Origin of the sequence: Paenibacillus sp. PDC88 (assembly GCF_900106725.1) — a bacterium.
GTDB classification, from domain to species: Bacteria; Bacillota; Bacilli; order Paenibacillales; family Paenibacillaceae; genus Paenibacillus; species Paenibacillus shunpengii.
Window position 1 is genome coordinate 1 of record NZ_FNNT01000012.1, and the last position, 15088, is coordinate 15088.

Consider the following 15088-nt stretch of genomic DNA (forward strand, 5'->3'; position numbering starts at 1 on the left):
CGCGGCGGACACCCTTGCCTTTGGCTAACAGTTCCTACTGCCAAGCCTGTAGCGGACTTTCACCGCCGAGCTATCGCCCATGCCGGGCGCACTAAAAAAAGCACGCTAAATGCCTTTTGGCATTAAGCGTGCTTCGCTTTTCGAGATCCGCTAGGATCATATTCGGTTTATTTATACAAACAATAATAGTTGATTGATTTGAAGGTGTCAACAGGTCATGAATAATTAAACTGACTAATAATAAACTGAATACTTTTTTATTCATTTATTTACACATATATCTATTCTATTTACTAATTATGTTTATATTTAAATCTGTGTGACTATTTGTATTCTTGTTTATATTCAATAACGTATTGACTCTGCTCCAACATTATTTCAAAATAGAAGTTAAGTATATTTATACAAGCGGAGGTTTATATGGGAACAACGATATCGATAGGCGTGCAAAAAGGCGGAGTCGGTAAGAGTTCTACGACTTGTATTACCAGTTATCTACTCGCTGAAAGAGGATATAAGGTATTAACAGTTGATTTTGACTCACAAGGTAATACCACTCAGATTCTTTCTGGTAAAGATATATATCAATTTGAGGAACAAACTGTACTAGACGCCATAGTAGAGAGAGATCCTGAAAAATATATAGTTAATGTACGTGAAAATCTCGACCTGCTTCCTGCAGATGATATTCTATCAACTTTAGGTAACAGAATGAATGAAATGAAAAGACACGTTCATTCCTCTTTACAAGAAACACTGGAAATCGTTAAAGATCGATATGATTTTATTGTTATTGATCAGCCACCAAACTTAGGTGATTTATCAGTTTCGGCATTAGTGGCGAGTGATTATGTTGTTGTAATGTTACAATCGGAGCCTCTCTGTTTTAAAGCTGTTCCTCGTTACCTTCAACTTGTCGAATTGATAAAAACAAAGATAAGTCCTCAGCTGAACTTGGCAGGCATTTTACCAAGTATGAGTGATACACGTACAAAGATAGATACTTCTATTATTGATCAAGCAAGAGAGGATTACGGCAACTGGATGTTTGAGACCGTTATTAAAAGAAGAAATCGTATAAAAGAATTTTCTATACTAGGTATTCAAAACAGTACAAGAGAAGATCGTGATGCGTTAGAGCAATATCAATTATATTTAGAGGAGCTGTTGACACGTGTCGAAAAGGGAGCTATTTAAAGGTTTGTTGAATGATGACATTAAAGATACAGGCTCTTCGCAAAAAATGAGAATTCTCAACGATCATCTTCTCCCAGGCTCTGAAATTACAAAGGAAGAAGTTAAAATCGATAACAAAGTAGAAAATTTAACAACTACTCCAGTCGAAGAACCCGAAGGTGTTATGTCAGCATTGCCTCAAACAGATCAACTATCAGAAAATGATATAAGAGAGAGTGAGGCAGCTATCGTTGATGAAAAGAAAAATTCTTCTTTGTCAGTGGATTCGACATTCTCTAGCAGCACAGATATAGATAAACCTAACATTAATGAAGCAAGAATTACTAATCCTTCAAGTAACACTCAATTTACTGATGAAAAGCAGTCTGCTTCTGCATCTGGAATTAACAACATTCTCTCTACACTCGCCAATACAAATGATTTAACTGTAGAAGAAACGCATACACGTAGGACTTATTTGATAGATAATAAATTGCTAAAGGAACTCGATAAAATTTCAAAAGGTAAGAAAAAAGGCTTCGCTACTAAAGTTATAAATTCCGGCTTGCGCATTGTGCTTGAGTTGATGAAAGAAAATAAACATCACTTATAGAAACTGGTACTTCGCATAGATAAAAACGACGTCAGTAATTACCGGCGTCGTTTTTTTGTTTATACTATTTTTTTATCTTTGCCCAGGGGTTAGCTGGTGTAGCCTGTCCTCCACCTGAACCGAATTTTTTCTTCGGTTGTTCTTCAGTCACTGCAACCTCTTCTGATGCCGAAGCAGCATCTTCATTTGTTTTCCGACTGAAGACTGAGCCTCCCATTCCAGCAGCACCAGAACCACCAAAACGATTTCCGTTGCGTTTTTGATATGGGTTAAAGGACGATTGCTTCACGGATTCCATGGCTCCAGAGATATTTACTTCAATTTCCTTACTCTTTACTTGTTTTTGTTTTTCTAATATAGCATCGTATTCTTTTGTCATTTCTACAATTCGATTAGGCATAATCATTCCAGAAAACATTGTATAGACCACTGCATAATTGTCGTGCCAGATAGGATCACCGTATTTCCCTTGAGCGGTTCCAGAAAATTCATTAATTACTTGCTTAATTGTTTGTTCTGTTTTTACGTCTTTGAAAATTTCTGCACCAGAAGGCCGTAATACGAATCCGCCGTACATGGTTGCAGTATCATAATTGTGGTCACAAGCAAAGTATCCACGACTAATACTATTCTTCATTTTTGTTTTAAGATCTTGAACATCGTAAGGAGCTTCAATACTGGCTTTGTGGATACTAAGAAATCCACCTGACAACTGAATGAGCTTTACAAAGTCTGAAGGATCGTAAGTCACGTTATCTGATCCGAAATTCGCTGGAATAACGTTTGCTTCATGAATTGTGCTGATAATTGCGTCGTTTCCTTGATCTTTCCAAGAAATAAGTGCATCAGTGTTAATACGATGCTCTTTCTTACTCGAAAAATCAGTATACAATTTTTTGTTATCTGTGATGATAAAGCTTCCAATTGGCTTCTCTTCACCTGGTCCGAAAAGGTCATCTTGTAATTTCTTGAATTCATTGAGTTCAGACATAAGAAGAATTGCATTGGACATTTCTGTAGGATCATCGATTGGAACTGAAAGCAATAGAGTAATTGGTACTGGGAAGAACTGCTCCTTAATAAGTCCGAGAACTAAAGAGATGAATCCAGTACCAAAACCTCCTCCCGCACCTGCGCAAATGATAAGGTGATCTATGTTCTCGAATTTACGTTCCATAGCTTGTACAAGTTGATCGCGAAGCTTTACCGCTCCAGGATTAATTTCTGGATCGAATGTCTCAACAACCAGTGATGGTGTTCTCGCTGCTCCTTTAAATCCTTCAAAATGAACTCGATCTTCTTCAGGAATGTTCTTGAGGTGGATCATATCTGTTTTTGAAAAATTGATTGCTAAGCTTGGATAGATTTGTGTTCCATCCGCATAAGTATACCCAGCGAAAATATCTGCATCTTTATTTCCTTTTTGTCCTGCACCGATTACTCCGAAACGAAGTGATACATCGGTAATCAAACCACTTTCATTCATATAATTAAGAACTTTACTATTCGAGAGTCCCATTTTGACTTTCCTCCTGTAATTGATTATTGGCATATTCACTAAAGGCAACTCCATCCGCTGACAGATAATATTGATGTTGCTTCCTACTATATCTGTAGGATATCAACCCTGCAAAGAGCAAAGCATCAATAGCTGCTACAATCGGATTTTTGGAATACTCTGAACTCAGCTTTTCAATAATATCTTTCTTAGCTATGTAGCTATTTTCAGTTATAACCATTAATACGTGAATATGTTGTTGAGTTAGCCTTGAATAGAATGCCTGATAGTGTTCATCTGAGTAAAATCGAGATGACACCACACCACCCCCTTACAGAAATTTTAGGTCACCTCTCAGTCACCTTTGGGTGACCTTTGGGTTACCTTAAGCATATATGGTATCTATGCAGATAGCAAATTATAGAATATATATTACATCAATCCCCATTTATTCATAGATAATTCTATATGCAAGTTCCTCTTCGCTGTGTAGTTGCTGCATTCTTACGTTTTCATATCTTGAGATTATTATAATTATCTGTTCTATTATTCACCGAGAAAAAGATAGGGTGAACTCTGGGTGATATTAAGCTCACCTCTAGGTAACTCAAAAATATAATACTGGATATAAGCAAGATAATTGATCCAAATGCACAGTCTGGAATTTGATTTTATTATGTAATTCCATCAAATCTATTCCTAAAATTTATTTCTTCATAAATCGTCTCTATTTTGGCGACATTGTTGGTGACAACTATGATGATAAACCAGGTGATGCCATCACTAAGAAAATCACTTATGTTGTCACTAGATTTGTCACCAGTCTATAACTTCACAAAAGGTCGACAGAAGCATTGTAGATAAAGGTTTTATTTGCTAACCTCTAGTTACTTGATTTTGGTGACAAGAAATAACCGTACGGAAAGGTAAGTAAATACATGCCATAATCAAGAGAAAGTTCGAAAGGAGTTGTCACTAGATTTGGACATTCGAAAGATCCATAAATTAAGTCCTACAAAGAGTCATATTATTGAACGTTTATTCATTTACAGAAGCCTTACTGCATACCAACTATATTTTTTGCTTGATTCATCGGACATCCCATTAACATATCCCCATTTCACGTGGGACCAACTAAGAGTTCCTCGTTTAAGAAGTATATGGAATAGATTAGCGGAGCTGCAGAAAAGTGGTCTTGTGGTGGTTGCGGGTAAGCATCCAGAGAACGATCAAAGAATCTTTTCTCTTTCGGAAGACGGTCTATCAATTGCATACCACCTTCTTGATATTCCACAGATTGAGGGATATCATCGAACAGGCTGGGACAAAGAGCATGGTTATTTCCCTTACAACCTTTACCGGCCTCCGAAAGAAAGGCTATTAAAACATCATATGCTTGGTGTTGATTTCAACGTTCTCATGGAATTGCTTGCAATTAAGCATAACTTCTCCTTTGACTTTATTGATAATCGGTATTCTTCTGTTGGTTATACGACAATAGATGATGGCGAAAAAAAACAGGTTGAAAAAATTTTCCGTCCAGACGGAGAGTTCATTATCAGGTCTAAGGATGGGCAGAAAAAGTTTCACTCATGGGTAGAGTTCGATATGGGTACTGAGAAAGGTAGTTTTTTATTTGAGAAATTCTCGAGATATCAACAATTTTTAAATTACATCGCTCAGGGTATTGATAGAAAATCCCTAGCCTCCTCTATACCGGATTCTATATTTTTCATTACAACAGCCAGACAAAGTATCTGGTCGCGTTGGCAAAACATATTTCGGAATTATATGAATGCAATCGGCCCTTGGTCTACTTACTTAAATCTCTATGTAGGCAATATGGAAACTTTAGAACCATTAGTCTTATCTCACATTAACTCAAATGAATTGTATAGGAAGCAACTTAATTCAAACCTCAGACCTTTACTTGACGATTCTCGATTCACCGGTCAACCGAAACCATCTAAGGTACTAGTTAATTCTAATACGGTTTCCAGCTTTTGTTTTTTGTATGAGAATGAGATGAAGGAAATTGGCTGGGAGCCATTTTTTACAGTGACACAGTCAGATTCCCAATCGCATCAGATCTATCTCTATCTCAAATATGACGAGTATGAGACCGGTGGGATTTCTAAGGCATTAGATTTCGCAAAGAAATATCGCTCAATAGAATCTATGAAAAGAATAAATGCTAAAGAGGTCATACCGGTCCTCTTTTACTCAGAGAAAAAACCACGTTCTCTTGAATTTATGGGCTGCGAAGAGAAAGAGGCGTTTGAAGAGGTTTTTGAGCGTTTCTTATGGCACGATATTTCTTTAAACAAATGGTTTGATAAATCTGGCGTTGAACTTGATCTTCGTCGTGTTAATCCTCTTAACTACTTTACAATGGCCCGAATATAATATCTGTCTTTATTCGTGAAACTTCATCACGAAATGACCATCTACTTAAATAATTTTCAATGTAAAAATCCAGCGTATTGAAGGAAAATTAAATTTAGATAATTTGCAGTGAAAGTTGATTCTTCAGTTACAGAGGAGGGGTCCCGGTATTAATGCGGTGAGAGCAGCTGAAACGGCTATAGAAGCCTGGAGAAAATTTAACGACTCAACAAAAAAGGTAGTCCTTCGTCGCAGAGAAGTGATTGAGGATTATAAAAGAAATATGGATGTACTGATTGAGGTGAAAAAAAGTAGCTTAGGAAATATCGAGAAGAAGGGTCCTTAGTCTCCTTCTTTTCTCGCACCTATCTCGTGGTTTCGCACTTGCGATTCCAAAAGGCGAGTAACTTGAAAACAAAGTTTTCTGCCCTATCCTTTCCCCAGTTGGAAATTGGAAGGGCATTATTTATGATTTCCGACATTCTCCATGCCGCCTATGTTTTTGCCCACTTTTTGTATATTGCCGATCTGGGAAACATAGTCTGAAAGATAGGATATCTGCCGGTACTTTTAGGTATCTTTCATAAAGACTTGAGAGTTCTTCTCCGTGGACCGATGAATAGAATATCCGCTATTTTCAGTGGGAGGGTATTGGTAAGTATCCAGCAATCTCACCAGGTATCTTTTTAGTCCTCGAAACTTCTCTCCTACATCAATATGGTTGGGGTACTCCTTGCTTGTATGTTCCTCATAAAGCTATGTAACCTCCTGGTGCACCACTATACTGCACAAAGCAATTTTGTGTCGAATTACTTTCTGTATGAACTGTCATTCCACTCTGAGATCTAGATCCGCCTTTTTCTTCAAGATTTTTTTTAACTAAGCTATATCTTGAAAAAAGTCCTGCATTGGATAAATCGTAGTTCCTGCACTGTCCCTTCTCTACACCTCCTCATCCATTACCTGGGCACATAAATAGAGAATCAAATCTAATTTATATGGGGTTGCAGACATAGTTTTGTACCCAGAAGTATAAACATAAAAATATTACTGTATATATTACTGAATATATTACTGAATATATATGTATGCATTTAACAATCTCAAAACAATTCACTGCTTCTCTATATAGAAACCCTTTATGGACGAGCAACCAAAAATATTTACGATAGTAACATTAATATGTTACTGAATATACAACTGAATATTAATATATTTTTATGAATTTTTCGAATTAAACAAAGCTTTACTCTAACGAGATTCCTTTATGGGAGATGCAGGCAGTTATAGTCGCTTTACTCAGAAGCATAACTAGAAATTTAAATATGTTACTGAATATATTACTGAATATAAGTGTATGCATTTAACAATTTCAGAGCTATTCACTGCTTCCCTATATAGAAGCTATGGACGCAGCACGAAAGTAGTTTCCCTAGAAGCATTAATTATAAAATTAAACATGTTACTGAATATTCAACTGAATATAAATATATGTTTTATGAATATTTCGAAATTAAATAAAGCTTTACTCTAACGAGATTTCTTTATGGGAGATGCAGACAGATATAGTCGTTTTACTCAGAAGCATAACTGAAAATGATTATGTTACTGAATATATAGCGGAATATAAATATATGTACTAAGTATACTCAAGACATAATCAGAGCTTACTATGAGGAGATCCATAGGAATTCTCAGTTGTAGTTGTTGCACCAGAACCAATAGGACACAAGATAAGCATATTACTGAATATATTACTGAATATATGTTTATGCATTTAACAATTTCAGAGCTATTCACCGCTTCCCTATATAGAAGCCCTTTATGGACGCAGCGCCAAAGTAGTTTTCCTAGAAGCATTAAACATAAAATTAAACATGTTACTGAATATTCAACTGAATATAAATATATGTTTTATGAATATTTCGAAATTAAATAAAGCTTTACTTAACGAGATTTCTTTATGGGAGATGCAGACAGATATAGTCGTTTTACTCAGAAGCATAACTAGAAAATTGAATATGTTACTGAATATTCAACTGAATATAAATATATGTACTAAGTATACTCAAGACTAATCAGAGCTTACTATGAGGAGATCCATAGGAATTCTCAGTTGTAGTTGTTGCACCAGAACCAATAGGACACAAGATAAGCATATTACTGAATATATTACTGAATATATGTTTATGCATTTAACAATTTCAGAGCTATTCACTTCTTCCCTATTATAGAAGCCCTTTATGGACGCAGCGCCAAAGTAGTTTCCCTAGAAGCATTAATTATAAAATTAAACATGCTACTGAATATTCAACTGAATATAAATATATGTACTAAGTATACTCAGGATCTAATCAGAACTTACTCTGAGGAGATCCATAGGAGGTGACAGCTGTAGTTGTTACACTAGAAGAGATAATCATAAAAGTGACCACGTTACTGAATATAAAACTGAATAGAGGTATATGTTCTAAAAACATTGCGGAATTAAACAAAGCCTCATTCTAAGTAGATGTTTTATTGGTTGCAACCATAGTTGTTTGACTCAAAAGCATAAACATAAAAATAATCATAATACTGAATATATATATGAATATGAATATGAATATAACTAATAATATTACAGAATCAATCTGAGTGTATTTTTCTTTCTCTAAATGGTATTATATAAGCATAACTTTCTTGATTATTTTATTTTATTTTACTCCCAGCATGCGCATAGGGAGCTTTCTGAAAAGAATGCACCTAACAGGTGATCAAAGGCCAATTGCACACTATACGTGTGTTTAATCTTTGATCGTTGTTAGGTGCTTTTTTTGTGCCATACATCCCAATTATTAAGGAGGAATTCGTTCATGCCGTCAATTCTCATTATTTGAAGTTTCAGTTTATGTATTCTCTTTTTGAGTAAAAGACACTGCTGTAGTTGCTACTCATTATCTTATAACTATCTCACATATAGGAGTGATCAGTAATGATGAAAATCAGCTCGGTATTAACCAATTGGGCTACTCGTGCTCTCATAGAAACACCAGACTTTGATATTCAAGAATGTGTAACCATACAATTTGGCGATAATTTACTGTATGAGAAGTTCTTTCAAGAAATACGTGAAGCACGAGGTTGGTTAAATATTCAAAATGAATTTAGACTTAGAAGTGTTAGGGCAGAACAACACAAGCTCATTGATCTTCTTAACGAAAAGATCGAATCTATTTATCCGATGAGAAACGATACCTTCGCAAGAAACTAAAGCTTGAGAGTCATTAAACAAATTTTGAAGATCATCGAAGATACTCTGCACAACTACCAATAAGCCTATTCAACAGGAATGATGATAACATTTACACCCTGCTAGCAGCAAAATGTGTGCTAAGCAGGTCAGTGCTTCAGGCCAATCACATTCTTATAAAAGTCGAACATACGCCAACTCTATTTCAACTGTCGTGACGACAAAATACTATATAAAGGGGTTATTTGTATGACAGAATCATTAAACGAACGGTTTTGTGTTTATGCCGAAAGTCTAACTTCCTCAGATGTTCAGATGGATCCGAATATAGGATTGGATATTGCTGAAAAAGTCGGAGTAAATAAGCTCCAATTTTATAAAGAAATAAGTATCCCCTATTCCGTATCAAAATTTGCGGAGAATATCCTGAGGAGTAAGAACAGTAATCCTAACTATGATCTTGATGATACTATTGATATTTACTCCACTTCGTTCACCACTAATTATGGTGAATACGGTATTGATATTAAATTTTGTAATGGGACACCCTCGTATGTAGAGCCTATTCTTATTGATATTACTCCTACTCGTGCATCAACTCTAAAGCAATCATTAGATGTTCGCGCAACTCTTCTAGGTGAATACCAATTTGAGATCGAAGAAAATGAAATGATCCTGTGTTTTAAAGTTATAATCGTTACGGAAGACCCCGAGTTTAATGAGGTCACTCAATGAATCTCTACTAATTCGTCAGGATGAATTCGTTACCCGGAACTTTGCTCACAGTGTGTCTATTAGCAGGTGACCCTTTTCCGGGTCTTCCTGCCGATATAATAACCTTCCATAAAAGTAGAAAGACAAAACAGATTAGCTATACTGTTCCTGCGTTCATTGTTATGAAATAGAAAACAAACCGATAACCGCTTCATTTTTATTAGAGTTAGATTATTAGAGTATAGATTCTATGAAGATATTTGGATCCATGAGGACGTGAATGAGTTTCCTGCCATGTTTGCATATATTTTCTTATCAGTAAGCTGTTAGATTCATGTTCACCTTTGAGTGACCTTTGGTTCACCTATAGGTGACCTAAAGGTGATCTTTCGGTAAACTTCTTAACTTAGTGGTTATCCTGGATATCGAAAGACTCTGTTGCAGTAAACGCACGATAGAAAGGAGAAGTAATTTGACTTACATCATTATTGGATATGACCCTGGAGGGAATCATGCGAATGGTGTCTCATATTTAAAGGTAACCTCTGATCTTAGAATAGAGGATTTTGATTCTACAATCGTTAGCACTTGTGACGAAGCGTTATCCTGGCTCTTTGATGATCAAATGATTAACCCAGATGAAGTTATTGCAGCGGGAATTGATTCTTTTTTATCTTGGCCGACTATAGGTGTATTCCGGCCAATGGACGATTTCCTTAAAAGGGAGTATCCAGAAGTAAAGTCCAGTATCTTTTCAGTTAATTCTGCTTTTGGGGCTATGGCAATCCAAGGGGTTATCTTTGCACAGATCCTTGCAAGTGTTTCTCCTAACCTGCAACTTTTAAATGAAACTCATCCAAAGGTTGCCTACCATGCTCAGACGGCCCGTAGACATGACTACTTTGCCAAGAGGGATAATGCTGTCGATGATATAAAAAATGAGCAGGTAGATCACTTTAAGTCAGTTAGAAAGGTATATAACGAATTAAATGCTACCCGCATGTGGAAAGAACTTTTGGATTGGATTGGTCTTTCTGCCAGTTCAAAGTATTCAAAGAGTCTAAACATGTCACCACAAGCAATGGATCATGAGTGGGACGCAATATATTCCGCATGGTTCACGTATCAATTTGGTATAATGACACCTGGTCGGAATTTGATGCAACCTAACAGTGATGAATTTCTTTCAGCATACCTCAATGATGAACAAGCAGCTCAGATCAGTTCTCTGCGCAACAGTAAAATTTCTGGTAATGGCGCGATAAAAATTGCTGAGATCTTTAAGGAACGAATTATGATTCCTAAAGGTATCGAGGGAAAGGTCACCTATTATTGGCTTCCTGCTAGCCACCAATAGACAGTCTGTTTCAAAAAAAGTTCTAACACAATATTGCTTCAACGATGACTATTATCGCTCATTGTATGAGTAGACTGCTAACAATCTATATGTTATTGCTTACTCTAATAGGAGTTCTAGTAATGTTACTACTATTATGGGCGAAAATAAGTACATGTATACTATCCTAAAAAGATGAGTGATAAATTATTTCGTTAATTGAAAGACATTGAAATCTTCACCGGACACGAGATACTGCATAAAAATCGAATGCTGTGGATGAATTTGAAGTTTAGTTTAAGTGGTTAGAATATGAGGGGCACACGTTAAACTGCACCTACTGCGGAAACTTTAGTAACGATAACAATCGAATATTCTAGTCTCCTGGTCAACTAGAATATTCGATGTTATTTTTTTATATAGATGAACTCGTATAATATTCAGCATATTACCTCTTACAATGATTTTGATATGTTTAAACGTTTTTATTGATTCGCAAACATATCTTAAGGTTTCTTAAGCTAAAATTCCTCTTTCCCCCTCACCTGAAGGATGAAGCTGAAATCCTTGATAAATCAGGGTTTTTCTTCATAACTGAGTTTTAAGGAGTGATTTTGATAAAACAATTAGAACAGCTAATACAAGTTTAGAACCTATGAATGTAACATGTGTTATTGATGAAAAGAATTCGGATTAAATATGGTATGTATTCGGTTATTCATTCAATCTCAAACGTATCGACTAGTGATATATAACCTTTTTTAACTTCCTCTTTTAGAAGTGAAGGAAGCTAAAACCCTTGATATATCAGGCTTTTTCTGAATTTTGATCTTGAATGACGGTAAATAAGGCGAAGATTTGGGGAGGGGTGCAACACATGCTTAACATTATATGACCTTAATTAGCAGTCATATATTTACACTATTAATGTTCTACGTAATAAAAATTTAAGCGAGAGTGAAATTTCGAAACCTATTTCGGTTAATTCATAAGAAAGCGTGAAGATTTATCTTAATAAAGAGATGACTGATTTTTTGATTTGTTTATGCTGGATCAAGAAGGAGTTCAGCATATATGTTAGAATGCGGTTGTGAAGAACGGCTAGTTCGGACGATGAACTAGCCGTCAAATAATTTTTTGAAATATGATACTCGTAGTGAACAGTGAACATTGTTTCTCTTTAGGTTTAGATTAAAAGCTAGCAATACAAATGTTCTTTTTGAATTTAGTGAATTCTCGCCAGCTTGGTTAGCTATTCTTCTTGACAATTATTAAGCTAAATTCACTTGTTCGATCAATTCATTCAATATTTATTTTGAGTCATCGGAGTGTTCCTATCCTGCCGCGAAGATTTACCTCGTATTTCACCAATAACTCGAACCTCTAGCTCTTTGTATATTCTTTCCTCTCGTTGATTGAAGAGAGATTGATAGGACAAAGCATATTTCTCAGCATATTTTTTTACATACCATAAGAGTATATTCATATTACTGTTCAGTTTTATATTCAATCTTTTAATAAGTTAACTATAAGATCATATATAGTGCAATCGATAAAATTGCTGATCCAAATAAGGTGAATAGTATTTTGAGATTCTTGCCTAAATAATCCTTGGAATCACTTACATCATTATCAAGCAAGTATTCAAAGAAGTTGTTTTTAATCCATTCAGGGTCATAATTCATCGGCTTTTGCTCTAAGGAGCTATATAAAGGTATTAGATCATTTTTCTTAAGTGATACTTCCTTAACACGATAGCCTATATTAACAGTGTAAAGTACGAATAGACTGATGATCCTTTGAAAGCGCAAATAATCATCAAGAAGATATATCCTATAATAGTGAAGGTTTATACCATCCGTAACTACCTTTTCCCCTTGTGCTATCTGTTTGCCAGTTACGTCTACAAAGAGGAGCTGCATTGTCTTGTTTTTTAACAAGCAGTAGACCCTAACAATATCTTTCCCAAGAGTTATGGTGTAGTAATTGTTTGTGGATTCCTTACAGTCTTGATTTATCAAACCTAAAAGATTGGCATGATTGTCGTATATCCCGCAGCACTCAGTTATCTCTTCCTTTGAGATCCATTTATTAGAGAGTATATTCCTGGACTCTTCCAACGAACTAGACTGGGTTTCGTAAATTAACTTTAAATTCGGATAGAATAATTGAGTAGTGAAAGATTCTTTTGAGTAAGACGTGCGTCCAAAATAACTTAAATTCCCATTTGTAAGTATTTCAAAGACCTGCTCCAGATTTGATTTTGTTTGTCTAATTTCAATGATCAAGAGTGATTCCCCCTTCATAGAACTTATCAAAAATAATAATTTCAACTCGATATAGTGGTATCATCGTTTCGAAAATAAATGATTAAACTTACTTGTCTCTAGAAAATCTCTTTAGAGTTTTCCTTCAACAAATCTCCTCCCCTGAAAGCAGAAAGTTTACAAAAAAAAAGCACCACAAAGGAAATTGTTCCTTCGCGGTGCTTCCACGCTATAATATTCACTTACTACTATTGTAACAATATATTTATTGAGAATCTATAGAGGGGAAAATCAAACAAACGCTGTTTACCGAGTGGCTAAAGATGGCATACTCATACTTCGACACAAATTTATATTCATGTTCATATGCAATTAACTATTCAGTTTATTAAACACGATTTATGACAGGTGGATCCTCAGAAAGTTCGGTGAAAAATCTACCAATGTATCTAAATTCTATTGTCGGATTGTATGATTGAATGAATGAAGCCGTATGTTAACCATCATAATGTATATACTCAATGTGCGAACCATCATAATCATCGAGATAGCCAACAGCGAACATAGTCCGGGTAGAAGCTATTTATCAACCTCTTGAATGATCTCCATGTGACTACTTATCTAACTCTGCAATTACGATACCCTAGAGATGCTTGTGTGCTAATTACGATCCACTGGATTACGTTTGTTATATTCCGTCTAAGGACAAAATCTCTTTTCTAATTTATGAAAATGTTCATATAAGTGTTCAGTTTTTTATGCATATTCAAGAATACTTCAATATTTTTGTGAATATAATATGCAATGCTAAATTCCGGATCCACCATGGGTGATTAGATTTGTCGTTGTTCATCACTGCAATTTACTTAATCCTACAACTATCTATCTTTAAATACTGCGGAAAATATTTGTTGAGGCGAATATGAATATATATAACAAGAAATAAACATTTAAATATAAAACTGAATACATTAATAAATAGTAATATGAATATGAATATATGATGTTACATAAGAGTTTTCTGATAAAAGTTTTCATTTCTGTACTGTACAGCATCAAGAATCTGTAATATGATTTTCCATATACCTTGATCTTAACCATAATTAATTATTACTCTCCCGCAGACGCAGGAGAGCATTCTAAGCATCTTTGTGAAACATTGGGGACGTATGTTTTGTCCATCAATGGTTCATTAAAGATGCTTTTTTATTTTTGCAAAACTCAAAAAAGAAGGAGAAATAATCTTGATTACAAAAACTAAACAAAGCACATCAAAAGAAATTAGAGGTAGTCAATGGGAAGTAAAATACGTTACAGATCTCAGCATTCAATTTAATTCTAAAAATGTGGATTATGAGTACTGGTATCGTATATGCACGGATTCCTTTCAAAGTTCCATTCTGGATGGGGAACTGCAGGACATTGAAATGTTCGATAGGATACTTTTAGGACTAGAATCTTGCGAGCATACTTCTCTAAATATGCAGCAATTGCAACGATTACTGATATCACTAGGGACATCCAAACATCAGTATCGAAATGCAGAAAACTTTGAACTATACCGAGCAACGGAAACCTGTGAAAATGAATTGAAAGCCATCATTTACAAAACAATGCTCAATAATAATTGATGGTATTTCCAACGAAGTCCTTTCCTGATAAAATAGCATCATACCTTACTATTTAAACAAAACTTACTTTCCCGCACGCGCGAGAAAGCATTCTCACGAAACAATGCACCTGGCAAAGGTGAACTGAGGCTTAATTACACACTATAAGTGTGTCTTAAACTTTGGACCTTTGCCAGGTGCTATTTGTTTTGCGCCTATATACCAAAGAAATCTTGATGGGATCAAAATAAAAAAAG

General features: G+C 35.2%; 10 protein-coding genes. 7 read left to right on the forward strand and 3 right to left on the reverse strand.

Annotated elements, in window-relative coordinates:
• The first annotated feature begins 420 nt into the window (after positions 1-420).
• Positions 421-1197 carry a ParA family protein gene (locus tag BLW49_RS24705; RefSeq protein ID WP_090727510.1) on the forward strand — a complete coding sequence of 259 codons (777 nt, stop codon included), beginning with the start codon at positions 421-423 and terminating at the stop codon, positions 1195-1197.
• Positions 1175-1789: a hypothetical protein gene (locus BLW49_RS24710; RefSeq protein WP_090727512.1), complete on the forward strand. Its 615-nt coding sequence runs from the start codon at positions 1175-1177 to the stop codon at positions 1787-1789. The genes BLW49_RS24705 and BLW49_RS24710 overlap by 23 nt, the downstream gene beginning before the upstream one ends.
• Before the next feature lie 64 nt (positions 1790-1853).
• Here BLW49_RS24710 and BLW49_RS24715 read toward each other — a convergent pair whose 3' ends face one another.
• Together BLW49_RS24715 and BLW49_RS24720 are read right to left on the reverse strand one after the other, a co-directional pair.
• Positions 1854-3308 (reverse strand): hypothetical protein, encoded by a 1455-nt coding sequence (locus BLW49_RS24715; protein WP_090727513.1) that lies wholly within the window; start codon positions 3306-3308, stop codon positions 1854-1856.
• Positions 3292-3606 (reverse strand): hypothetical protein, encoded by a 315-nt coding sequence (locus BLW49_RS24720; RefSeq protein ID WP_090727515.1) that lies wholly within the window; start codon positions 3604-3606, stop codon positions 3292-3294. Before BLW49_RS24720 ends, BLW49_RS24715 begins: the two co-directional genes overlap by 17 nt.
• A gap of 662 nt (positions 3607-4268) precedes the next feature.
• Between BLW49_RS24720 and BLW49_RS24725 the strand changes: the two genes are divergently transcribed.
• The 4 genes from BLW49_RS24725 (at position 4269) to BLW49_RS24740 (ending at position 10975) form a co-directional block, all read left to right on the forward strand.
• A complete protein-coding gene (locus BLW49_RS24725) occupies positions 4269-5693 on the forward strand; it encodes a replication-relaxation family protein (protein ID WP_090727516.1) in 1425 nt (474 codons plus the stop codon).
• 2953 nt (positions 5694-8646) lie between these two features.
• Positions 8647-8925 (forward strand): hypothetical protein, encoded by a 279-nt coding sequence (locus tag BLW49_RS24730; RefSeq protein WP_090727518.1) that lies wholly within the window; start codon positions 8647-8649, stop codon positions 8923-8925.
• Positions 8926-9153: 228 nt separating this feature from the next.
• The gene (locus BLW49_RS24735; protein ID WP_090727519.1) at positions 9154-9639 is read left to right on the forward strand and encodes a hypothetical protein; all 486 of its coding nucleotides are present in this window, start codon (positions 9154-9156) and stop codon (positions 9637-9639) included.
• A gap of 451 nt (positions 9640-10090) precedes the next feature.
• Positions 10091-10975: a DUF429 domain-containing protein gene (locus BLW49_RS24740; protein ID WP_090727521.1), complete on the forward strand. Its 885-nt coding sequence runs from the start codon at positions 10091-10093 to the stop codon at positions 10973-10975.
• Positions 10976-12480: 1505 nt separating this feature from the next.
• Here the strand turns inward: BLW49_RS24740 and BLW49_RS24745 are convergent.
• Positions 12481-13242 carry a hypothetical protein gene (locus BLW49_RS24745; protein WP_090727523.1) on the reverse strand — a complete coding sequence of 254 codons (762 nt, stop codon included), beginning with the start codon at positions 13240-13242 and terminating at the stop codon, positions 12481-12483.
• Positions 13243-14465: 1223 nt separating this feature from the next.
• On the opposite strand from BLW49_RS24745, the gene BLW49_RS24750 reads away from it, so the two are divergent.
• On the forward strand, positions 14466-14852 hold the full coding sequence (locus tag BLW49_RS24750) for a hypothetical protein (protein WP_090727524.1): 387 nt from the start codon (positions 14466-14468) through the stop codon (positions 14850-14852).
• Positions 14853-15088: the final 236 nt, after the last annotated feature.